This window comes from Cellulomonas sp. NTE-D12 (assembly GCF_027923705.1).
GTDB lineage: Bacteria > Actinomycetota > Actinomycetes > Actinomycetales > Cellulomonadaceae > Cellulomonas.
The window spans coordinates 1,864,979-1,887,433 of record NZ_AP026442.1; the positions used below are offsets into that span (position 1 = coordinate 1,864,979).

At 74.5% G+C, this 22,455-nt stretch carries 16 protein-coding genes; 4 read left to right on the forward strand and 12 right to left on the reverse strand.

Features of this window, described 5'->3' with window-relative positions:
* Positions 1-59 precede the first annotated feature (59 nt).
* The 3 genes from QMF98_RS08600 to QMF98_RS08610 all read left to right on the forward strand — a co-directional run bounded on the left by QMF98_RS08600 (position 60) and on the right by QMF98_RS08610 (position 1,551).
* On the forward strand, positions 60-641 hold the full coding sequence (locus tag QMF98_RS08600; protein ID WP_337972693.1) for a TetR/AcrR family transcriptional regulator: 582 nt from the start codon (positions 60-62) through the stop codon (positions 639-641).
* 251 nt (positions 642-892) lie between these two features.
* Positions 893-1,042, forward strand: a complete 150-nt coding sequence (locus QMF98_RS08605; protein ID WP_337972694.1) for a hypothetical protein — start codon at positions 893-895, stop codon at positions 1,040-1,042.
* 74 nt (positions 1,043-1,116) lie between these two features.
* Entirely contained in the window at positions 1,117-1,551 is a 435-nt protein-coding gene (locus QMF98_RS08610; protein WP_337972695.1) for a MarR family winged helix-turn-helix transcriptional regulator, read from the forward strand.
* A 62-nt stretch (positions 1,552-1,613) separates the two neighbouring features.
* On the opposite strand, the gene QMF98_RS08615 is transcribed toward QMF98_RS08610, so the two are convergent.
* The 10 genes from QMF98_RS08615 to QMF98_RS08660 form a co-directional block, all read right to left on the reverse strand.
* Positions 1,614-2,699 (reverse strand): enolase C-terminal domain-like protein, encoded by a 1,086-nt coding sequence (locus QMF98_RS08615; RefSeq protein WP_337972696.1) that lies wholly within the window; start codon positions 2,697-2,699, stop codon positions 1,614-1,616.
* Positions 2,696-4,369, reverse strand: coding sequence for a GMC family oxidoreductase (locus QMF98_RS08620; protein ID WP_337972697.1), 1,674 nt, complete (start codon positions 4,367-4,369; stop codon positions 2,696-2,698). The genes QMF98_RS08615 and QMF98_RS08620 overlap by 4 nt, the downstream gene beginning before the upstream one ends.
* Positions 4,366-5,127, reverse strand: coding sequence for a gluconate 2-dehydrogenase subunit 3 family protein (locus QMF98_RS08625; RefSeq protein WP_337972698.1), 762 nt, complete (start codon positions 5,125-5,127; stop codon positions 4,366-4,368). The genes QMF98_RS08620 and QMF98_RS08625 overlap by 4 nt, the downstream gene beginning before the upstream one ends.
* Positions 5,124-5,612: a hypothetical protein gene (locus QMF98_RS08630; protein WP_337972699.1), complete on the reverse strand. Its 489-nt coding sequence runs from the start codon at positions 5,610-5,612 to the stop codon at positions 5,124-5,126. The genes QMF98_RS08625 and QMF98_RS08630 overlap by 4 nt, the downstream gene beginning before the upstream one ends.
* Positions 5,613-5,696: 84 nt before the next feature.
* The gene (locus QMF98_RS08635; RefSeq protein ID WP_337972700.1) at positions 5,697-8,414 is read right to left on the reverse strand and encodes an FtsX-like permease family protein; all 2,718 of its coding nucleotides are present in this window, start codon (positions 8,412-8,414) and stop codon (positions 5,697-5,699) included.
* Positions 8,411-11,632, reverse strand: coding sequence for an FtsX-like permease family protein (locus QMF98_RS08640; RefSeq protein WP_337972701.1), 3,222 nt, complete (start codon positions 11,630-11,632; stop codon positions 8,411-8,413). Before QMF98_RS08640 ends, QMF98_RS08635 begins: the two co-directional genes overlap by 4 nt.
* 61 nt (positions 11,633-11,693) lie before the next feature.
* On the reverse strand, positions 11,694-12,377 hold the full coding sequence (locus QMF98_RS08645; RefSeq protein WP_337972702.1) for an ABC transporter ATP-binding protein: 684 nt from the start codon (positions 12,375-12,377) through the stop codon (positions 11,694-11,696).
* Positions 12,374-13,345, reverse strand: coding sequence for an ABC transporter ATP-binding protein (locus QMF98_RS08650; protein WP_337972703.1), 972 nt, complete (start codon positions 13,343-13,345; stop codon positions 12,374-12,376). Before QMF98_RS08650 ends, QMF98_RS08645 begins: the two co-directional genes overlap by 4 nt.
* A gap of 157 nt (positions 13,346-13,502) precedes the next feature.
* Positions 13,503-16,769 carry a TIM-barrel domain-containing protein gene (locus QMF98_RS08655; protein WP_337972704.1) on the reverse strand — a complete coding sequence of 1,089 codons (3,267 nt, stop codon included), beginning with the start codon at positions 16,767-16,769 and terminating at the stop codon, positions 13,503-13,505.
* A gap of 52 nt (positions 16,770-16,821) precedes the next feature.
* Positions 16,822-19,905 (reverse strand): MGH1-like glycoside hydrolase domain-containing protein, encoded by a 3,084-nt coding sequence (locus QMF98_RS08660; RefSeq protein ID WP_337972705.1) that lies wholly within the window; start codon positions 19,903-19,905, stop codon positions 16,822-16,824.
* Positions 19,906-20,220: 315 nt separating this feature from the next.
* Here QMF98_RS08660 and QMF98_RS08665 point away from each other — a divergent pair, with 315 nt between their 5' ends.
* Positions 20,221-20,802 carry an alcohol dehydrogenase catalytic domain-containing protein gene (locus QMF98_RS08665; protein WP_337972706.1) on the forward strand — a complete coding sequence of 194 codons (582 nt, stop codon included), beginning with the start codon at positions 20,221-20,223 and terminating at the stop codon, positions 20,800-20,802.
* Here QMF98_RS08665 and QMF98_RS08670 read toward each other — a convergent pair.
* A complete protein-coding gene (locus tag QMF98_RS08670) occupies positions 20,688-21,383 on the reverse strand; it encodes a nucleotidyltransferase domain-containing protein (RefSeq protein ID WP_337972707.1) in 696 nt (231 codons plus the stop codon). The two genes, QMF98_RS08665 and QMF98_RS08670, sit on opposite strands and share 115 nt — an antisense overlap.
* A 92-nt stretch (positions 21,384-21,475) precedes the next feature.
* Positions 21,476-22,426: a hypothetical protein gene (locus QMF98_RS08675; protein WP_337972708.1), complete on the reverse strand. Its 951-nt coding sequence runs from the start codon at positions 22,424-22,426 to the stop codon at positions 21,476-21,478.
* Between the last annotated feature and the right edge of the window lie 29 nt (positions 22,427-22,455).

Here is a 22,455-nt window from a genome sequence, read left to right on the forward strand (position 1 = left end):
GGCTGCTACCGTCCGGGAACGTTACGGACGCCCCCGTCCACTTGCAGGAAGTGGGACAGATGGCCCCGCAGATGACCCGGCTCCGCGCGGATGCGCAGGAGAACCGAGACCGCATCCTCGCCGCGGCCGCCGAGCTGTTCGCGGAGCGGGGCCTGCAGGTCGGGATGCGCGAGGTCGCGCGCCGGGCAGGCGTCGGGCCCGCGACGTTGTACCGGCGGTTCCCGACGCGCCAGGCGCTGGTGGACGAGGCCTTCTCGGCGGAGGTCGACGCGTGCCGACGCATCGTCGAGGACGGCTGCGCTCAGGCGGACCCGTGGGCGGGTCTCACCGAGGCGCTGCGGGGCCTGCTGGTGCTGAACGTGCGGAACCGGGGGTTCGTCGACGCCTTGCTGTCCACCATGCCGACAGGGGCGCTCGCGCAGCATCGTCGTGAGCTGCTCGCCCTGCTCGACGGTCTCGCGGCACGCGCCCGTGATGCCGGTCGGCTCCGGGCGGACTTCGTCATCGACGACCTGGTGCTGGTCCTGTCCGCCGGCCGGGGACTGGCTGCCGGGCGCCGCGAGCTGCGCTCGTCCGCCGCGCACCGCTTCGCCGACCTGGCGATCGACGCCCTCCGTGCCGACGCGGGAGGGCCCCGCTGACCTGCGAAGATCCTCAGTGGCCGGGTGTCGATTCGCCGGGGACGGGGCGAACGCCCTCGAACTGCAGCTGCACGTGGCGGCGCCAGTGGCCCTCGGCGGTCATGTTGGCCATCGCCCGGGCCGGACCGGCTGACGCCCGACCAGATGGCGGAGGTGATGAGCGGAGAGCTGGGTGGCCGGTCGCCTACCGGCCCGTCACACTCGACGAGCTTGCCGCCGGCATCCGCAGCGCCGGCGCCGGCGACCGGGTGGTGCGGGACACGACCGACGTGTTCGCGGCGCACGCCGGCGGCATCTACGACGCGGACTGGGCCGTGGCGCAGCTCGGGCCCACCGACTTCGCCACCTGGTGCCGCACCGTGCTGAGGTCCCGGGCGCAGGCGCACCCCGCCTGGAGCTGAACGGCCTCGTCGAGCAGCGCACCGATCGTTGCTACCGTGCAAGTATCAGGGTGGCGCCGAGCACGGGAGGGGCGATGGTGCGCAGCGCGACCGAGGAGGCGCTCCTCGAAGCGGCCCGCGGCCTGATGCGCATCTCGCTGCACGCCGCCGACGGCGTCGGGGACGTGTCCGTTGTCCAGCTGCGCGCCCTGACGGTCCTCGACCACCTGGGCCAGGCGAACCTCGGCGACCTCGCCGACCACATGGGCGTCACCCCGTCCACCACCAGCCGTCTGGTCGATCGGCTGGCCGTCGCCGGTCTGGTGGAGCGGGCGACGGCCGAGCACAGCCGCCGGGAGGTCACGCTGCGCCTGACGACCCACGGCCGCGCGACGCTGCAGCGCTACGACGACCTGCGCCTGGCGGCGCTGCACGGGCTGCTCGCCACCCTCCCGGACCCGGAGCGTGAGGTGGCGCTACGAGGACTGCTCGCGCTCGGTTCCGGCGCGGCCGCCGTCGGTCGGAGCTGAGCCGCTGCCGGTGGTAGCCGAACGGGCGGCCGGTCGGCGATCAGAGGCCGGCGCTCCGGCTGTCACCCGACGCGCCACTCCGCGGCCTCCTCGCGGAGCGTCATCCCGTGCCCGGGGCCGGTGCCGACCACCAAGGCGCCGTCCTCCACGGGAGGCGCACCGTCGACGAGCAACGGCTCCAGCCGCGCGTGGTCGGCGAACCACTCGAGGTGACGCAGCGCCGGCAGGGCGGCAGCCACCGGTGCGTGCAGGGACGGCGCGCAGTGCCCGGACACCTGAAGGCCGGCGGCCGCGGCCACCCCGGCACAGCGGAGCCAGCCGGTGTAGCCACCGCACCGGGTGACGTCGAGCTGCAGGCAGTCCACCGAGGGCACCATGCGCGCGGCCTCGAAGACGTCCGTGAGGTACTCGCCCGCGGCGATGTCGCACCCGAGCACCCCGCGCAGCAGCGCGAGCCCCTGGAGGTCGTCGCTGCTCACCGGTTCCTCGAACCAGGTCACCCCGAGGTCGTCCAGCTCGAGGCCGACCCGGCGCGCCTCGCCGGGGGAGTAGCCGCCGTTCGCGTCGACCATCAGCGTGACGTCGTCGCCGGCCAGGTCACGCAGCTGCCGCACCCGGTCCAGGTCCCGGTCGCGCCGCTGCCCCCAGGACTCGCCGATCTTGATCTTCATCGCCCGACACCCCACGGACCGCCACCAGCCGACCTGCTCGGCGAGCTGGTCGGCGCCGAACGTGGTGAAGCCCCCCGAGCCGTACACCGGCACGCGGTCGCGCATCCGACCGAACAGGTCGGCGAGCGGCACGTCGACCAGGCGGGCCTTGAGGTCCCACAGGGCGATGTCCACCGCGCTCTGGGCCTGGGCGAACAGCCCGCGGGTGCCGAGGTTGCGGCCGGCGCGGTGCATCGCCTCCCAGGCACCGGGGACGTCCAGCGCGTCCCGGCCCCGCACCACGTCAACCAGCTCGGCCTCGACCAGCGCGGCGGCGGCGGGGGAGCTGTACGTCCAGCCGAGGCCGGTGCGACCGTCCGCCGTCACCTGGACCGTCACCGCCGTCGTGGCGTCCCAGGTGAACGTGCCGTCGGCCTCCGGCGTCGGGGTCGGGAATCGGTAGGCCGTGACGCGCACGTCCTCGATCCGCGGCGTCATCGGGGCCGCTCCGCGTCGACCAGACCCGTGCGGGCGGCGGCGATCATCCGGTCGGCCGCCCGTGCGGCCAGCGACATGATCGTCAGCGCCGGGTTGGCGGACCCCTGCGTCGGCAGCACGCTGCCGTCGGTGACGTAGAGGTTCGGCACCGCGAAGCTGCGCAGGTCGGCATCGACCACACCGTCCTCCGGCCGACGGGCCATCCGGGCGCCGCCGACCAGGTGGGCGTACCGCTGGACGGTCATCACCTCCTGCGCGCCGGCCGCCTGCAGGATCGTCTCCATGGACGCCTGCGCGGCGGCCATCAGCTGCCGGTCGTTGTCGCACCTGCTGTAGGAGAAGTGCGCGACCGGCAGCCCGTGCCGGTCCTTCTCGTCGGCCAGGGTGACCCGGTTGTCCGGCTGCGGGAGGAACTCGCACAGCGCACCCAGGGTCGACCAGTGGATGTAGTCGCGCATGTACTCGCGCAGCACCTCGCCCCAGTGGCCCTGCGCCGTGACGTGCTCGGACCAGGTGATCGGCAACGGGCTGACCGTCTGGATCGACCACCCGCGTCTGTACGGCTTCGTCGGATCCGTCTCGTAGAAGGCCTCGCTGGAGACCTCCGGCGGCGGCGCCTTGTACATGCGGACCTCGGAGTCGAACCGGCCCGCCGTCTGCGGCGCGCCCTGCACCATCAGGTACCGGCCCACCTGGTCGTAGTCGTTGCACAGGCCGTCGGGGAAGCGCCGGCTCGCGGAGAGCAGCAGCAGGCGCGGCGTCTCGATGCTGTACCCCGCGACGGCCACGGCGCGGGCCCGCTGCCGGTGCTCGAGCCCGTCGTGGAGGTAGGTGACGCCCGTGGCCAGGCCCGTGGCGTCGTCGACCAGGATCTTCGACACGTGGCACCTGGCCCGGATCTCGGCGCCGTGCGCGAGGGCGTCCGGCACGTGCGTGATCAGGGGGCTCGCCTTGGCGTCGACCTTGCAGCCCTGCAGGCAGAAGCCGCGGTAGATGCAGTGCGGCCGGTTGCCGAACCGCCCGTTGGTGATGGCGACGGGTCCGACGCGCGCCTCGATCCCGGCGGCGGCGGCGCCGCGCAGGAACACGTCGCCGTTCCCGCCGACCGGGTGAGCGTGGTGCGGGTACTCGTGCGGGTCGCCCCACGGCCACGGCTGGCCGGCGACCGGCAGCTCCTGCTCGATCTGCTCGTAGTACGGGCGTAGGTCGCTGTACGCGATGGGCCAGTCGGCGCCGACGCCGTCGGCGGTCCTGGTCCGGAAGTCCGACGGGTGGAACCGCGGCACGTAGCCGGCGAAGTGGACCATCGAGCCGCCCACGCCGCGCCCGGAGTTGTTGCTGCCGAGCGGCACCGGGTCGGTCCCACCGATCTGCCGGGGTTCCGTCCAGTACAACCGGTGCGAGCCGCGCTCGTCGCTGACCCAGTCCCGGTCAGGGTCCCAGAACGGTCCGGCGTCGAGGCACACGACCTTCCAACCGGCCCGGGCCAGGCGCTGCGTCAGAACCGAGCCTCCGGCGCCCGCGCCGATCACGACGAGGTCCACCTCGTCGTCCTCCGCGTACCGGCGCATGTCGTCCCGCAGCCGGTGCTGCGTGCGGTCGCCGTCGTTCGGCAGCAGCCACGCCGAGTCGTTGCGGGCCCGGATGCCGGCGTAGTCCGGGCCCCTCACGACGCCGACCCGCCGGCCGGCTCGTCGTCACCGGACCGTTCGTCGTGACCGAGCTGCCGGCGCACCAGGTCGGCGTGCCGTGCCCGGGCGCGCTCGACGCGCTCGGCGAAGGGCACCGGGTCGCGGTCGAAGCTGTCGGCCACCTCGAACGGCTCCCGAGCGTCGACACCGCGGTTCTTGTAGCCGCGCGGGTAGGCCGGTCCGGGGAAGCCCATCTCGTTCCAGGCCCACGGGTGGGAGTAGAAGGCGGTGCAGCCGTACCGGGTCCACAGGCTCCAGACGTGCTCGGCCTTGAGGCCCCGCCACGGCGAACCGTCCGCGCCGAGCTGCTGCACCTGGTGCAGCAGGGCGGCCTGGTCCTCGCGCGCAAGCTGGGCGAAGGGCTGCCCTGCGAGGTCGGCCGCGTCCTCGTCGAGCGCCGCCAGGCTGCGCCGCCAGGCGTCCCGGTCGCGGGGCATGTCGTCGTAGTGCCAGCCGTCGGTCTCGTCGGCCGCCAGACGTGCGTCGATCAGCGCCACCACCGGCACGCGGGGCTCGGAGTCCTGCCCCAGGAGGAGGTCCATCAGCGCGACGGCGCAGGCGTTCTCCGCGAGGGAGAAGAAGGACAGCTCCACCGGCGGCGCCAGGCGAGCCAGCACGACCCCCGCGGTCACCGTGTCCCACCGGTGCACCTCGTCGAGCACGTCGAAGCCCGGGAACCGGCCCCGGCCCTGCGGCGTCTGCGCGTGCTGGTCGGGCGCCCGGTACGGCCCCGTCATGCGCGGTCCTCGCGCCGCAGGATCGCGGCGAGCAGGCCCATGCCGCCGACCAGGCTGGCGAGCAGAGGCGCGAACAGGGGCGGCCCCATCTCGATGTTGTAGGACGCCATCTGCCAGCCGCCGGGCTTCTGCGCGATGCCCCGCCAGTGCAGGTAGGTGCCCTGCAGGCCGTTGACCACGATGGCCGCCGAGGCGAGGGGGAGCACCGTCTTGGCCGCGCGCTTGGAGAACACGCCGGCGACGGCGGCCGGGATCGCCGCCGGGAGGATCACCACCGGCCACCACATCATCTTGTTGCCGAAGCTCGCCGAGTCGTGCTCGGTGTAGATCTCTGCGGCTGTGATCGCGGCGCCGGCCGCCGTCAGCGCGGCCAGCGTCTGCTCGAACCGCCCGGTGCGGACGTCTGCCAGCATCCGGTCGAGGAGGTGCTCGGCGGCGGGCGCCGGGGCGGCGCTCCCGCGCCGGTGCGTGCTGCTGCGGCCCATCCTGGGACCTCCGATCGGGCGTCGGGAACCCGTTCATCGTTGGTCGATGGCAAATGTCCTGCAACTCGGCGACCGCGCCGGAGCTCAGCTGACCCCGATCCTCATCACCTGGCCCAGGGCCCGGCGCCGCCCCACCTGCAGCGCAGACGCGGCCCCGGCTACCCCGGCGAGGACCGGCAGCAGCACCAGCACCCACGTCTGCGCGACGAGCGCGGGGTCCCCGCTCTGCCCTGTGACCAGGCGTAGGTCCAGCGGTCCGAGGCAGAACGCGCCGAGCGCGGTCCCGGTGGCGAGACCGCAGGCCGTGGCCAGCAGCGTCCACGGCAGCGCCTCCCCGACAGCGACCCGTCGTACCTGTCGGCTGTCCAGGCCCAGCACCCGCAGCACGGCGAGGGTCTGGTCACGGCGGGGGGCGTCGGCGGCCGTCGCCAGCACGACGACGAGCGCCGCGAGGCAGAGGAGCACCGGAACGGCGACCCGCAGGAGCAGCAGGAGGCCGGCCGTCAGCGGCTCGTGCCGCCGCTCGTCGAGCCAGGCACCGCGACCCGTGACCGCCGCGGCATCCACGCCGGACCTCGCGACCGCCGCCTCGGCACCCGGACCGACCGCCCACAGCACATCGGCGTCGACCTGCCCGCCGGCGACGGCGGAGAGCGCCGCGCGGTCGACCACCACGAGGCTCGCCCACAGGCCGGTGCCGGCCAGCGCCGAGCTGAGCGCCGGGGCAGGTCCGACGGCACGCAGCGGGACCGTCTGACCGTTCCACAGCAACGACGGGCTGGAACGGCCGTCGCGCAGCGTCGCGGCCGCCAGCACCGGCAGCTGCCGCCCGGTGGGTCCGCCCGCCGGGTCACCGAGGGCCGCCATCGCCGGCGGCTCGGGGAGGGGAGTCGCAGCCAGCAGACAGCTGTACGCCTGGGAGTCGACCGCGAGGACGTCCACCCACTCGGTGCCGGCGACGCCGAACACCTGCACGTTCTGCTCGAGCCGTCCCAGGGCGACCGCGCGGACGCCCGCGGCGCCGTCGAGCTGCGTGGCCAGCGCGTCGAGCGGGTGGTCCCCGTCGGTGCGGACCAGGACGTCGGCTCCGACCGAGTCCCAGGAGCCCTGGGTCTCGCCGGCCGTCACGGTGGCGCCGACCACCGCGCCGAACGCGGTGAGCGCGGTGCACAGCGTGAGCGCCACGAAGGGCGCCGCACCGCCTGCCGCGGCTCCGCCGGCCGACGCCAGCATGGGTCCGGCGCGCCGGAGCCGCGCGGTGACCGGGACCGCGACACCGTGCAACGCGACGAGCACGCGCGCCCCGACGATCCCGGCGGCCACCGCCCCCAGTGCCGGTCCCAGGACGAGCAGCAGGTCGGCACCGGTCGGGTCGACGGGCAGCCCGCGCCGGCGCAGCGTGACCAGCGCCGCGCCGGCGACCACCAGGAGCGCCGTCTGGGCCGCCGCGACGCGTAGTCGGCGGCTGCGCTCGCCCAGGTCGTCGATCTCCGCACGACGCGACGGTCGACCGCGGACCGTCAGCACCCCGAGGACCGGCGCCGTCGCGACCGCCAGCACGAGGACGGGCAGCAGCCATGCCCACGACGGTGGCCCGGGCACGAGCAGGCGCCCCGTGACGAGCCCCGTGGAGCCGGCGAGCACGCAGAGCGCCGCCTGCTCCAGCGCCAGGCCGAGAGCCGTCGAGCCGAGGGAGGCGCCGCGGGCACGCTGCCGGCGAAGGACGGCGGCACGGCGACGGACCAGCAGCCACGAGCCGAGGGCCAGCACCCCGATCGACGCGGCCAGCACGCCCACGAGCAGGACGGACGCCTGGGCACCGGCCGCCAGCACCCGCGCCTGGACCCGTCGGGCGACCTGGTCGAGCTGCGTCCAGACTGTCGGCCGCGGCCCTGCCAGGCCCAGGTCGGTCGGAGCCGCCTGCAGCGCCGAGACGGCGCGCGCCACGGCGCCGAGGTCGGCGAACCGCAGCGCCTGCGCCTGCACGGGGAACGTGATGACGCGGCTCACCGCCTGCGGATCGAGCGCCAGACGCACGTCCGGCACCGAGTCCGCCGACAGGAGCGCGCCGAGGGTGACGGTCCGTCCCGCACCCGCTCCCCGCACGGAGGGCTGCAGGATCCCGGGGATCCGGGTCCACAGCGCGTCGCCCGGGTCCCGCGCCTGGAAGACGCCACTGACCGTGAGCTGGACGCTCAGACCGTCGGGCGCGCTGGCGGTGAGGCGGTCACCGGGATGTGCTCCGGTCAGGGCCGCCACGGGTGCGGAGAGCCCCACCTCCACCGGCCAGGGCTGGCCCTGCGAGATGTCACCGCCGGTGGACGCGCCCGGTGGCCGCCCCTCGACCCAGTCGACACCGCCGAACCCGTCGCGCCACAGGTAGGCGAGCCGCAGCCCGGCCGGGCCGGCCGGCGTCGCCTCCGCGAGCTCGGTGGTGCTGATCTCCGCCGACGGTGGACCCAGGACGTTCCCCAGCGGCCGCGGGAGCGCGCCGCGGACGTGCCCGGCGTCCTCGGTCAGCCGGCCCGCCGTGCCGGGGTCGCGGACGGCCTCGACGACGTGCTGGTCGAACGGTGCCGACACGGTCATCCCGGCCGACGGCTCGGCGGCGACGGCGACCTGCACCGCGTGGTCCGCCACGCGCCGGAGCTCACGAGGGGCGGCGTCGGCGAGGACGACGGCCAGCAGCAGCACGACGGCGAGGACGGCGAGCGGCCAGGCGTCCTGCGCCGCCCGGCGTCCCAGACCGGCGAGGCCGCCTCCCGTCCAGGTGCTCCACTCCCGCCTCCCGCGGGACGTCACGGCTGCACGTCCATCCGCAGATGGGTGGCGCTGGCGCGCCGCACCGCAGCCCGGGCGACGGGTACCGCCACCCCCGTGGAGCCGACGACGAGCAGCCCGACGAGGACCGCGAGCGACGTCCACGGCCAGACGACCAGCGCGTCGGGCACCGGACGACCGCCGCTGCTGGAGACCACGAGCAGCGGGCCGAGCGCGCGGCTCACTCCGGCTCCCAGCAGGGCGCCCGCGCCGACGGCCACCAGGCACACCGCGGCGTGCTGGGCGAGGAAGGTGGCGCGGACGGCCCGCCGGGACATCCCGAGCCCCAGCAGGCGAGCGACCTCGAGGTTCCGCGCGCCGATCATCGAGGCGACGTGCGCGGCCGTCCCCGACAGGGCGAGCACGCACGCGGCCGCCACCAGGGTCCACATCGCCGCGACGAACGCGATCCGTAGCGGTCCGTCACGCAGCTGCGCGACGAGGCCGTCACGCGCGGTGGGCTGTCCGAGGCCCGCCGCCCTGACCGCGGTGGCGGCCGCCGACGGGTCGGACACACCGTCGACCCACCAGCGGTCGGTCAGCGGTTCGAGATCGTGCAGCGCCAGCAGCGCGCGGCCGAGGGTCGTCCGGTCCACGAGCACCGCGCGGGTCCCCACGGCGGACGGCACGTACGGGACCACCCCGACGACGCGGGCGTCGAGCACGGCCTCGTCGACCATGAGGGACAGTCGGCCGCCCGGACCCACGCCGAGCTCGTCGGCCAGCGCCCTGCTGACCACCGCCGGCACCTCCTCGGCAGGTTCGCCCGCCACCAGCAGCAGGCTCCCGCTCGTGTACAGCAGACCGGTGAGCGACACCGACGCCGTGGCGGCGACCGTGGCTCCGTCCGCACCGTCGGGCTCGCTGACCTCGGCCCCGCGGGTGATCTGCCAGCCGTTCGGGGGCGACGCGCCGAACCAGGGCGCCGACGTCCCGGCTGGCACCGTCGCACCCCGGAGCACGACGGAGACCGTCAAGGTCGTCGTCTGGTCGAAGCCGCCGGGCGGTGCCGCACCCGGACCGAGGGCCAGCGCGAGGTCGAGGGCGGTCACCTGGAGCTGCTCGGCCGCCGGCAGCCCGCCGGCACCGCCGAGGGGCACGTCCACCCGGTGCGGCTGCCCGTCCAGCGGGACCTGAGCGCCCGGGCGGACGGCCTGGCCGCCCCACCGGTCCCGCACGACCAGGGACGGTGTGACCAGCACGGGCGTCCCGTCGGCCGTGGTCCCGGTGATCTCCAGCGCTGCCGGGGCGTCGCCGGGCAGCAGAGGTCCGGCGGGTCGTGCGGTCGCGAGGCGTGCGGTGACGTCGTCCCAGGTGGTGCCGCGCGGCGGGGGTGCGGCACCGAAGCCGCGCCGGACGTCGGTCGCGACGAGCTGCGGCGCGGACCCGGTGGCGTCGAGGCCGAGGTGGGTGCCGAGGGCGACGGGCCGCTGGGCCACCGCCATCGGGACACCGCCGGTGGCGGCCGCCAGCGCGGGACCCTCGTCGCCGGCGGCGACGTCGCCCGGGTCGATCTGCAGCTGCATGCCGACCTGGGCATCGGCCTGAGCCGCCTGGGACCGTTCCCACGTCGTCGCGAAGGTCAGTCCGAACGTCCCACCGGCGGTCGCGAGCACCAGCAGGAAGGCGCCCGCCGTGGAGTGGTGCCGGCGAGCCACCTCCCAGCCGGCGAGCGGCAGCACCAGCCGTCGCGACCGCGAGGCGTGCAGCTCGGCCAGCCGGGCCACCCACGGGAGCAGCCGCAGGGCCACGACGGCTCCGCCCACCAGGCACAGCACCGGGGCCGCCACCAGCACGGGGTCGACCGCGCTGCCGTTCGCCACACCGTGCGCGCGCAGCTGCAGGTACCCGACCACCCCGAGGCCCACCAGGATCACGTCCACGCCGGACCGCGCCACCAGCCCCACCCGTGAACGCCGTCGGGGAGGCCGCGTCGCACGGAGCGAACCGACCACCAGCAGCCCGCACAGCGCCACCGCCGCGCTCACGGCCGTCACGACCAGCGTCGCCGTGACACCGGTCGCGGCCGACAGCCCCGCGTCCGCCAGCCGGGGGACCGCCGCCAACGACCGGTACGCGGTGACCGAGAGCGGGACGGCGGCACCGCCCGCCACCGCCGCCAACCCCAGGGCCTCGACCGTCGCCCGTGCCGCGAGCTGGCTCCCCGCGGCGCCACGTGCGCGCAGCAGCACCGTCTCGCCGGCCCGGCGGTCGGCCAGGAGCCGCCCCGCCAGACCGAGGGCGGTGACCCCGAGCGCGGCGGCCAGCAGAGCCGCCACCAGCACCTCCGAGTCGGTGACCCCCAGCTGCTGCCGCATCCGCCGCAGCACGTCGGGGTAGTCGTCGGTCAGCGCCAGGGCCTGGGCCCGGGCACCGAGGCCCTGCTCGAGCGCCGTCCGCAGCCCCCCGAGACCGCCGCGCGCCACGGAGATGCCGGTCACCGTCGCGCCGTGCAGGTCGGGCGTCGTCACCACGTGGAAGCGGGCGACGGGGGAGTGCCCGACCAGGGTGCCAGGCGCGACCACCAGCGGACCGTAGGTCGGCAGACTGGCACCCCGCGGTGCGTACCCGGCCGCGCCCAGCGGGTCCCGGTCCCACGTCCGGTCCCCGCGCCGCGGCGTGAACGTCCCGACCACCTGCACGGTCAGCGGGTCGGCCGGCGCCTCGCCCAGGTGCTGCGGCGCCCCGGCCAGCACCACCGTCGAGCCCGGCGCCACGCCGAGCAGCCGCGCTGTGGAGTCGAGCAGGGCGACCTGCGTGAGCGAGGTGCCGTGCGCGGGCCACGTGCCGGCGGTCAGCACGGCGTGCTCCGTCAGGTCGTCGCCCTCGAGCAGGTAGGTCGCACGCAGGTCGCCGTCCGGCATGGGGGCCAGGTACCGCGGGGTGGACGTGGCCCACACCGACGTGCTCGTGGGGAACGGACGGAACGCCGCGGTCGTGGCCGCCGACACCTGGGCCAGCGCCGCGGCCACCACGTCCGGCTGCGTCGCGTCGTCCGCCATCGTGACGGCCGCGGTCACGGCGACGGAGGCGGGAGCTGTGCTGCGGACGGCGGCCTCCAGCGCCTGGTCCTGCGCGGCGGTCAGCAGCAGCGAGCACAGCCCCACGAGCGTCGCTCCGGCCACGGCCAGTGCGGTGACCCAGGTCAGCAGGCCCGCCTGGGCCCGGGCGCGTCGCAGCAGCAGGAACGGCGTCCGCACGCGTCGGACCACCGTCAGGTCCCCAGCCGGTCCGGCCGGCGCACCGTGCCGGGACGGCCCTTCACGCATCGACGACCCGGCCGTCGACCAGTCGCACGGCGCGGTCGGCCAGGGCGATCATCACCGGGTCGTGCGTCGAGACGATCGCCGTCATGCCCTCTGCCTCGACCACGGCCCGGATCAGCGCCATCACGGAGAGGCCCGTCTCGATGTCGAGCTGGCCCGTGGGCTCGTCCGCGATCAGCAGCCGCGGGGACACGGCTAGCGCGCGGGCGATCGCCACCCGCTGCTGCTGCCCGCCCGACAGCTCGGTGGGCCGTTGCGCGGCGTGGTCCGCGAGACCGACCAGCTGGAGGAGGAGCTGTACGCGGCGCTCCCGGTCGGCGACCGGCAGCCCGCGCAGCCGCAGCGGGACCCCGACGTTCTCGGCCGCGGTCAGCACCGGGATCAGGCCGAACGTCTGGAAGACGAAGGCGACGGTCTCTCGCCGCAACCGCACCAGCCCGGCTTCGTCGAGCCCCGTGACGTCCACCCCGCCGACGCTCACCGATCCCGCATCGGGTCTGTCGAGCCCGCCGACCAGGTTGAGCAGCGTCGTCTTGCCGGACCCGGAACGGCCGACCAGCGCCACCAGCTCGCCGGGCGCGACGTCGAACGACACGTCGTCCACCGCGTGCACGGCGTAGCGGCCCGCGCCGAACGTCCGACGCACGCCGCGCACCGCGACGGCAGCCCCGGTGGTCACCGCACCGACCCGTCGCCGTCGGAGCCCGACCCGCGCCGCCCGCCCGCGCCACCGCCGCGCCACACGCTGACGTGGTCCGCCTCGAGCACCAGCCGGACCCGGTGCGTCAGCGCGAGCGCCTCGCGGTACTCGCGCGGGACCTGCACCCGTCCCGCCCGGTCCATCACCGCGTACTCCTGCGCGGCGGCCGGGGCGGCACCGTCGTGCCCGGCCGTCGCCCGCAGCACCTCGGTGCTGGTCCGGCCGTCCCGGATGGCGACCGTGCGGGCGACCTGCTCGCTGACCGTCGGGTCGTGGGTCACCACCACCACCGTCGCCCCCGCCTCCCGGTTCGCGGTCCGCAGCGCCTCGAACACCTCCTGGGACGTCGCGGTGTCCAGCTCGCCGGTCGGCTCGTCGGCGAGCAGCACGCGCGGCGAGTTCGCCAGCGCGACCGCGATCGCCACGCGCTGCTGCTCGCCGCCGGACATCTGCCGCGGCAGCCGGTCCGCGCAGTGCCGCACCCCGACCATGCCGAGCACCTCGGCGGCCCGGCGCTGGCGCTCCCGACGGCCCACGCCGGCGAAGGCCATCGGCAGCAGCACGTTCTGCAGGCCCGTCAGGTACGGGACCAGGTTGTGCGCGGCCTGCTGCCACACGAACCCGACCATGGTCCGGCGGTACGCGACGCGGTCGCGGCGGGACATCGCCATCAGGTCCCACGGCCCCACCCGGACGCGGCCGGCCGTCGGCTGGTCGATCCCGGAGAGCACGTGCAGCAGCGTCGACTTGCCGGAACCGGAGGCGCCGACCACCGCGACCAGCTCACCCTCGTCCACCAGCAGGTCGAGGCCCTGCAGGGCCTGCACCTCGACCGGCCCGCTCCGGTAGATGCGCACCAGGGTGTCGCACACGATCAACGCGTCGTGGCCGAACTGGGGCGCCTGCGTCGTGCGCGCACCCAGGCCCTCCAAGGTGCTCTCGGACACCGGCCTCCCCCTGGTGCTGCGGGCAGCGGCGCCCGAGCGACGCCAGGCTATCGGGCACGACCGTCGAAGCCGGTCGACCCAGCGGATGAGCGCCGCGGCACGCGCACGACGGGCCCACGGGGGGATCGCTCCGCCCCGGGGCCCGTCGGCTGGTGCGCTACTTGTAGCTGACCGCCAGCTTGCTGCTCGTGGCCTGTGCGGGCGCTCGGACGGTCAGGGTCCGCGTCGCCGCGTCCCAGCTCCAGGCGTCCGTCCCGACGGTGTGACCGTTGACCTTGACCGTCGTGGGCGCGGTGGCGTCGGTGAACCTGACGGTCCACGACCGTCGGGCGACCTGGCCGGGGTACGAGCCGGCGGCGGGCTCGACCGTGAGCCGGTGGGTGTTCCCGTCCAGCACGTAGTCGATGCGGGTCGTGGCGTGCTGCGACGGGTCCGTGGTGGTGCCGTCGTCCTCGTAGAGGGTGAAGGAGCCCGGGGCACCCTCGGCGGCGGTGACCGTGACGGCGTCGAGCGGGTTCTGCACGTCGTTGGTCACGTCGGCCGTCCGCGTGGTGAGGATGCCGCCGGACCGCAGGAAGACGGGCATCGTGTCGAGCCCCGTCGTGACGTCGGCCGACGTGCCGCCCTGGTAGGTCGTGCCGGTGAAGTAGTCCGTCCACGAGGAGCCGGCCGGGAACCAGACCTTGGTCGTCGCCGTCGTGCCGGGTGTGGTGACCGGTGCGACCAGGACGTCGGGTCCGTACAGGTACTCGCTGTCCGCGTTCGCGTAGGCGTCCTGCTGGTCCGGGTACTGCAGGTAGAGCGGCCGGACGACGGGCGCACCGGTGGCGTTCGCCTGCTGGGCCAGCGTGTAGGTGTACGGCAGCAGGTCCTCGCGGAGGTTGAGGAACGTGGTGGCCGATGCCTGGGCGTCCGCGCCGTACTGCCACGGCAGCCGGTCGCTGTGGTTGGAGTGCAGGCGGTCGACCGGCTGGAAGGTGCCCAGCTGCACCCACCGTGCGTACAGGTCGCCGGGCAGCTGCGTGGAGCCCGGCTCGGTGCCGGGCAGCTGGAGCCCGCCGGTGTGGCCGCCGATGTCGTGGCTGATGTTGGTCAGCCCGGTCGCCATCGACTCACCGGGCGTGTACCCGATCTGGAACTTCAGCGAGTCCCACGTGGAGATGGTGTCGCCGGTGAAGTGCAGCGTGGTCCGCTTGTCGGCCCACGGTCCGGTCGGCACGGCCGAGCCGTTGCTGTACCCGCCGGCCTGGAGGGAGCCGTAGGCCCGGGAGAACGCGAACCCGCGGCCGATCCGGGACGAGGCGTCGGTGGCGTACTGCTGGTTGATCCACGAGTCGGGGGTCACGCCCTGGAGGGTCGACATCGACTGGTCGCAGCACCAGTCGAGCCACCACAGGTCGTTGCCCGCCGTCGAGATCGGCTGGTGCAGGCCGAAGTAGGCCGTCAGCTGCGCCGGGTTGCCGAAGTCGAACACGTAGCAGCCCGCGCCGCCGCCGGAGCAGCCGCCCGGCGCGAGCGTCCCGCCGGCCGTCGCCTGCGCCTGGGCGAACTGCGGGTCGGAGCTGAGGATGCTCGGGTGCACGTTGAGGCTGGTGTGCAGCCCCTGGCCGTGCGCCCAGCTGAAGAAGGCGGGCGGGTCCGGGAACTTGGTCGGGTCCATCTCCCAGCCGTTCCACCGGTTCGGGGACTTGAAGTCGGTGTCGACGACGAGCACGTCGAGCGGCACGCCGTGGGCCCGGAACGCCGGGAGGATCGTGTTCTCGTAGTCCGCCGCCGTGCGGTCGTAGTACTCCGAGTACCAGACGCCGTAGGCCCATCGCGGCAGCAGCGTCGAGGGACCGGTGAGCCTGCCGAGGTCTGCGAGGCCCCGCGCGTAGTCGGCGCCGTACGCGAAGACGTAGCCGTCCTGGTACGGGCTGCCCGCGTGCGACGGACGCTGCGTGACGGCCTTGGTCGACGGGTCGAGCAGGGCGGAGGCGGTGTCGTCGAGCAGGGACCAGCCGTCCTGGTACATCAGGCCGGGCGCGGTGGGTGCCGACCCGTTCTGGCCGTCCAGGCTGCGCCGGTAGCCGCCGAGGGGGGCGTGCGGCGCCAGGAGCGGGCTGTCGGTCGCCGTGACGGCGACCGTGTCGAGGTTGACGTTGCAGCTGGCCGCGTCCGGGCAGCCGAGGGTGACGGTGTTCTGGCCGGCGGCGAGGGTGACGGGGACGGCGACGATGCGCCAGGTGTCCCAGCTGCTGGTGGGCTGCATCGTCACCGACCCGGGATCGGCCGACCCGACGGTGACCGACATCCGGCGGGGCTGGACCGGCTGGCTCCCGGCCGCCCAGTTCGAGTAGCGCAGCTGCAGGCTGTACGTGCCCGCTGCCGGCACGCCGGTCACGGTGACGGCGTCCGCGGCACCGGCGTGCTCCAGACCCGCGACGAAGCCGGCACCGGAGTACTGGTTGTGGTCGGCGGCGAGCCTGGCACCGCCGGACAGCGCACCCGTCTCCGCCTGGCAGACGTCGCCGAAGGCGCAGGGGAGCGGTGCGGGGTTCGACGGGGCCGGGTACGCCACCCCCTGGTCGAGCACCGCCAGGCTGTCGATGTTCACGTGCCCGGTGTCCCCTGGACCTTCCTGGACCCGAACGGTGTGCAGGCCGGTGGTCAGCGCGACCGGCACCCGGGCCAGCGCCCACGTGTCCCAGCTGCCCGTCGGAGGCAGCGAGAACTGGGTCGGGGCACCGCCGTCGACGACCACGCTCATGGTCCGCGTGGTCTTCTGGCCGTCGCCGCCCCAGCTGTTCGCGTAGCGCAGCGCCAGGTCGTAGGTGGACGCCTGCGCCGGGTCGACGCTGAAGGTCACGGAGCTGCCGGTGCTGGCGATCTCGGCGACGAAGCCCCGTCCGGTGTAACCCCCGTGGTCCGTGGCGACGGTGACACCGGCCAGCGACAGGTCCTCCGCCTCGCACAGGACGCCGACGGCGCACGTGGGCGGGACGGCCGAGGCCCACGGAGCGGCGTCGACCTTCTGCCGGCCCGCGTCGAGGGACAGCTGCAGGTTGTCCTTGCCGAAGGGCCCGGAGCCGACCTTGTAGCGCAGGGTGGCCGCGGCCGTCCGGATGGTCAGCCAGCCGTCGCTGGTGTCGGTGGTGAAGGGCGTCCGCCCGAAGCCGTCGCGGCCGATCACGTTGAACGTGGCCGAGTCCTCGAACCGGCCGGTTCCGGAGTACTCCGTGCGGATCAGGGTGGGGGAGAGCACCTCGAACCGTGCGTCACCGGAGGTGACCGCCCCGGAGGTGGCGGTGGGCGCGGCGACCGTCTGGGCGTCGGCGGGGCCGGTCGCCGTGAGGGTGACCGCCGCGACGGCCGCCAGGGCGACCGCCGCGGGCAGCAGCCGTGACCGGCGCCGAGCTCTGCGTGCTGCGAGGGGGGATGTCACCGTTGAGCTCCCTTGTTCGAGGCTTCGTCCAGGAGGACTGCGAGCAGCGTTGCTAGGTACGTGAGGCGTGCAGGGCCGCGACGTCGGAGGGCGTCAGCGCCCGGTCCCACACGTGCACGGCGTCGATGGCGCCGGGCCAGAAGTCGGTCTTCCCACCTCCGGCGAAGGCCCGACCGATCGCCAGCGGGCCGCCGGACGCATCGCCCTGCGCCTGGTGGTTGACCGACGCCTGCGCCTGCCCGTCGACGTAGAGGGTGTAGGTGCCGGCGTTCGCGTCGTGGACGCCGACCAGGTGGTACCACCGACCGACCACGGGCGCGGCGTCCGAGAGCGCACGGCCCTCCCCGGTGGAGAACGCGAGGCGCTGGTCCGCGGCCGAGTACTGCAGGAAGAACCCGCTGGTCGTGGTGCCGTCCTGGCTCACCGCGGTGGCGAAGTGGCCCGTCGAGTCGAGCCGCACCCAGGCGGCGGCGCTGAAGTTGCCGACCGTGTCGAGCACGGGTCCGCTCGTCTGCCCGTACTGGCTGCTGCCGTCCAGCTGGATCGCCGAGCCGGACACGCCGCTCACCCACGCCGGTGCGCCGACGAGCGTCGCGTCGTGCCCGCCGGCGGTGTCGTGCGCGACGGTGCCGGAGCCCTCGTCGAGCGGCCACGACCCGACCGGGTCGGTGCGACCGGTGGGGAAGGCCGTGCGGACGTTCTGCCGGGCGTGCGTGCTCGACGCGACGTGCGCTGGACCGAGGTAATCCGCGGTGGCGACGACGGCGGCGAGGGTGCCGCCCCGGTCGCCGGCCGGCGGGGTCAGGACGACGTGGACCGTGGCGGTGGCGCCGCCCTCGATCGCGGGGACCGGGTCCGGACGGGTCGCGGTCCACCCGGCCGGCACCGCCAGCGTGACCGCGACCTGGCGCAGGGCCTGCGCAGTCGTGTTCCGCAGCATGATCGGTACGGTCGTCGGACCGTCGACCGGCAGCGGGTTGCCCGTACCGATCCCGACGGACATCGCGTCGCTGGACGGGCTCCACGCCTGGAGCTCCGTGACGCCGACGTAGGCGCCGGGCCGGTTGGTGAACAGCAGGCGGATCCGGCTGGTCGTCAGGGCCGGGAAGGTGATCTCGTTCAGCCCGTTGCCCACCGGCGCAGCCTGGTCACGAGTCTGACCCGGCACGTCGGCCCAGGAGGCGCCGTCCCAGTACTGCAGCTCGTACGCCGCCGCCGGCCGGACCCCGCCGCCGTCGTCGTAGCCGTACCAGCGCACGTCGCTGACGGGCGTCGGCACCCCGAGGTCGACGCCGTACCAGTCCTGGGCGTTGGGAGAGGCGTAGTTGGTCCAGCGCGTGTTCTCGGGCACCTCGTTGAACCACACCTTGCCGTCGATCGCGTTCCACGGGTCGTCGAAGCGCCAGGTGTAGGAGGTGATCGGCATCGGGTAGCCCGTGCGCAGCGGGTTCGTCGCGTCGTCGACCAGGCGGGGCGCCGCGTCGGTCGGTCGTGCGCCGAGGGTGACGGCGCCGACCTCGACGCTCAACGGCGCCAGGGTCGCAGACGTCGTCGACAGGGCGCCGTCGACGTAGACGCGCAGGCCGGCGCCCTGGTGGTAGTGGCTGCCGTCGCGGTCCCACAGCACGGTGACCTGGTGACCGTGGTACGGGACGTTCTCGACGAGGTAGTGGTCCCAGGTCGACGGCACCAGCGGACGGATGTCGAGGTGGCTGGTGGTGCTGGGACGCAGGCCGAGCAGCCCCGACAGCACCAGGTCGTCGTAGGTGGAGTGGTTGTAGTCCTCGCTGTGGTCGTACGCGTCGTAGATCCAGCTCGGCTGGTCCGGGTCGTGGGCCTCGGCGACGTACGGGACGCCGTTGCGCATCTGCGTCGCGGCGTAGGTGTGCAGCGCGGCGGCGTAGTCGGCGCTGGTGACGGTGCTCTGCGCCGGGTAGTCGTCCAGCAGGTTCGCCAGGCCGGTCAACGTCTGCGCGGTGGCGAACGGCCAGCTCGGTCCGTCCCACCGGCAGCAGCTCCCGGCCTGGTACATGAACAGCGGGCTGCGCCGCTCCGCCGTCGTCGGCCCGAACGCGCTGGCGAACCCCTGCGGGTCGAGCAGCTGCGCCCAGGCGCCCGAGTCGCTCGAGTCGGCCGCGTCGAACTGCCACGGCACGAACCCGATCTCCTCGCGGGTGTCGAGCAGCTGGTGACCGGGATTGCCGTCGCGCGCCATCGCGTAGTAGAAGCCGCGCGACGGGTCCCAGAGCCAACGCTGCATCGCGGCCTTCAGGTTGCTCGCCCGGGTCGCGTACTCGGCGGCGAGGGCGGTGTTCCCCGCGAGCTCGGCGAGCTTGCTGATCGCGACCGCGTCGCCGTACTGGTACGCGTTGATCGTCGGCCGGTAGCCCGCGCCGCCGTGGTACGGGTCGCTCGACCGGTACGAGGACGCCGAGAACTCCATCGCGTCCCACACCGGGACCGACCAGTACAGCCCCAGCGTCGGGTCGAGCTGCTTGTCCCAGCCGCGGTACTGGCGCACCAGCTCGGGCAGCATCGCGACGAGCGGCCGGAAGTCCCCGCTGACCTGGGCCTGCCCGTAGGCGGCGGAGGCCAGCCAGAAGCTGTACTCGTGCGCCCAGTCCGTCGCGTCGGCGTTGACGGCGTCGGTCGCGGGCTTGGGTCCCGCACCCGGTCCCGTGAGCCAGAACCGCACGTAGTCCTGGTCGTAGCTGGTGTCACGCAGCCAGCGGCCCTCGGTGATCTGGTGCCCGGCTGCGGCGTCGATCGCCTGGTAGGGGGCCGCGTACCCGCAGCAGTCGAGGAACTCCGTCGAGATCCACCCGTCGGTCGGGTTCGTGTACCGCAGGTGCTCCTTGAAGGTGCGCCAGCGGTAGTAGTAGACGGACTGGATCGTCGAGTCGGGCAGGTCGACGAAGGGGATGTTCGACTCGTACCAGGACTGGTCGTTGAAGCCGGCGAGGTAGGACGCGTCGTCGAGGAAGTGCGTCCCGCCGCCGGAGGCGGCAGCGGTGGGAGCGCCGGTCTGCGCGGCGGCCGCCCGGTCACCAGCGGCTTGGGCGCCGGGGGAGACGGCGACGGCGGCCACGCCCAGCGCGAGGGCGCAGAGCACTGCCTTGGTTCGCAGGAACGCCATGACCGGACCCCCGTCTGCGATGACGACGGCACCGGCTGCGGTGCCTGCGGACGCCAGTCAGTGAACAGCAGCGCATCACTTCGGTCAATACCGATCAGACTCGAAACGTGAGACGGCTGATGCACGCGTGCAGGCGCGTACGCCCGAGCCGGCGCTGAGGGGATGCGGCGGACGGTGCACACTCCTGAACGTGTAAGCGGTCTGGTATCAGCAGAATCGGTCATCCGGCTTTGAATCGGAACATGCTCCGGTTAGCCTGGCGCGATGGGTGCGGCACCTGCGGGCCGCACGCCCACGTCGCCAGGAGGCACCCGCATGTCCCGACCGACCAGCACCCCACCGAGTACGAGCCGGGCCGTCCAGCTCCTGTCGTTCGACGGTCCACAGGCGCTGCAGATCCGCGAGGTCCCCGTCCCGCAGCCGGGGCCGGGACATGTGCGGGTCCGGGTGATGGCGGCAGGCCTGAACCCGATGGACTGGTTCATGACGTCGGACCCGGCGACTGCGGCGCGCTTCCGGCTCAGCCTCCCGTGCGGGTTCGGGACGGACTACGCCGGGGCGGTCGATGCCGTCGGAGCCGGCGTCAGCGGGTTCGAGGTGGGCGACCGAGTGTTCGGCGGCGCCCTGTCGCGCGCGGTGGCCGACCACGTCGTCGTCGAGGCCGGAGGGACCATCGCAGCGGCCGGCGACGTGCACCACACCCCCAACGGCGTCGACGACCGTACGGCCGCCACCCTGACCATCGGCGGTTGCACCGCTGCCGATGCGGTCCGTCGCCTCGCTCAGCTGCCGCGACGAGCGAAGCCCTCGGTCAGCCGGCCGCCGACGCCGTCGAGCACCGTGTCGCACACGCGGATGAGCTCGCTCACCTCGCCGCTGGCCACGGCGGAACGGTGACCGGTGAGCAGCTGGTCGGCGAGCTCAGGGTCGTTCTCCCGCAGCCTGCGAAGCAGCCACTTGCCCGTGCCGAGCCAGGCTCCCCGGGAGCCGAGGGCGAGCTCCGCAGCCATCACCAGCACCTGACCTGCGACGACGTCGCGCTCACCGGAGTCTGTGGCGCCCGCGAGGTCGTCGAGCACATCCGTCAGCGCGAACCGGCGGTACTCCAACAGCTCCGCGGTCCACTCCGGGGGCCCGGCAGCCAGGTGCCTGCGCGCCCGCTCCTGCAGCTGCGCCACCTCCGCCCCGGCCAGCGGCAGGCCGGTGGCCAGCATGTGCGCGAGCGTGCAGCCACCCTGCTCACGCTCCCGTTCGAACCAGTACGCGACCGACTCGTCGGTGTGGACGAAGAGCTCGACCGGCACACCGTCGACCCGGATCGCCTCCCGGACGCGGTCCTCGGGGCCGGCCAGGACCACGATGTCCAGGTCGCTGGTGGCGGTGGCCCGCCCGGCAGCGACGCTCCCGGCCAGCACGGCCGCCCGAGCCTGCGGGAACCGCTCGGTCACGATCCGGCGAGCGAGTGCGACCAGGTCCATGCGCCACATCCTGGGGTAGCCGCGGCGGTCACGGCTGAACTGCTCGCTCGTCGGCGCCGTCGGCGCTCGATCGGGTGGATCACCGGTGCGCCTCACGACGGTCGAGCCTGAGCGCCCTCGTGCTCGAGCCGCTCGACGCGGGCGCGGGCGCGCTGCGACGCCCGTCCGGCCGATCGCGAGGCGTTCGCGGCCTCGCGCAGCGCCTCTCGGGCTCCCGCGAGTCGCGCGGCGAGCGCGTCGTTCTCCGCCTGCAGGGCCTGCAGCTCGTGCCGCAGCGCCTCAGCACGCTCGGCGAGCGCCGCGCGCCGCTCGTCCAGCTCCTGCACGGCGCGGTGCGCTGTCGCGGCCTGCTCGGCGGCGCGGCGGTCCAGCTGTTCGGCCTCAGCCAGGTCGGCACGCGCCTCGGAGAGCTCCGCGCCGCGTCGTTCCTCCCGGTGCCGGGCAGCCGCCTCCTGGCGCTGCTCCGATCTCCCAGCGCCAGCAGTCGCCAGCTCGGTGTCAGCGGCCGCTCGCCGCGTGTGGGGCAGCGGTGCTGCGCCGACGACGGCCACGGCCCCGTCGACGTCGACCGGACCGAAGCCCGACGTCTCCAGCGACGTGGTCAGCACACCCGACCTGACGGCGGCGGCGGCCGCCGGGTCCGCCATGGCCGCATGCACGGTTGCCTGCACCTGGCCGAGCACCGAGTCGCTCAGGTGCTGGCCCTGAGCTTCGGCGAGGGCCCGTGCCTGCTGGCCGATCGCCGTCAGCAGCCGCCTGCGCTCCCGGTCGAGCTCGCGGAGCTGCTCACCGGCCAGCGTCTCCTGCGCCTCCCGCAGCGCAGCCCCCACCTCGACCAGCTGCTCCACCAGGTCCCGCTCGTGCCGGACGAGCAGGTCGACGGCCCAGGCCGCCACGCTCGGCTTCGGCAGGCGGGAGACCTGCGCCGCGACCGTCCGGTCACCCTCGCGGCGCAGCTCCTTGGCGTGCGCGTCGCGGGCAGCCGTGAACTGCTCCAGGGGCAGGCCGTAGAGCTCGACGGCGACCGCACCGGTGGTCGTCACGCGACCCGCTCCACAGCGCTCACCGCGCC

Bases quoted from the DNA above. Each gene is read 5' to 3' on its own strand.
- QMF98_RS08660 (WP_337972705.1), bottom strand. From the start codon at position 19,905: ATGGCGTTCCTGCGAACCAAGGCAGTGCTCTGCGCCCTCGCGCTGGGC.
- QMF98_RS08610 (WP_337972695.1), top strand. From the start codon at position 1,117: ATGGTGCGCAGCGCGACCGAGGAGGCGCTCCTCGAAGCGGCCCGCGGC.
- QMF98_RS08625 (WP_337972698.1), bottom strand. From the start codon at position 5,127: ATGACGGGGCCGTACCGGGCGCCCGACCAGCACGCGCAGACGCCGCAG.
- QMF98_RS08615 (WP_337972696.1), bottom strand. From the start codon at position 2,699: ATGACGCCGCGGATCGAGGACGTGCGCGTCACGGCCTACCGATTCCCG.
- QMF98_RS08665 (WP_337972706.1), top strand. From the start codon at position 20,221: ATGTCCCGACCGACCAGCACCCCACCGAGTACGAGCCGGGCCGTCCAG.
- QMF98_RS08600 (WP_337972693.1), top strand. From the start codon at position 60: ATGGCCCCGCAGATGACCCGGCTCCGCGCGGATGCGCAGGAGAACCGA.
- QMF98_RS08670 (WP_337972707.1), bottom strand. From the start codon at position 21,383: ATGGACCTGGTCGCACTCGCTCGCCGGATCGTGACCGAGCGGTTCCCG.
- QMF98_RS08630 (WP_337972699.1), bottom strand. From the start codon at position 5,612: ATGGGCCGCAGCAGCACGCACCGGCGCGGGAGCGCCGCCCCGGCGCCC.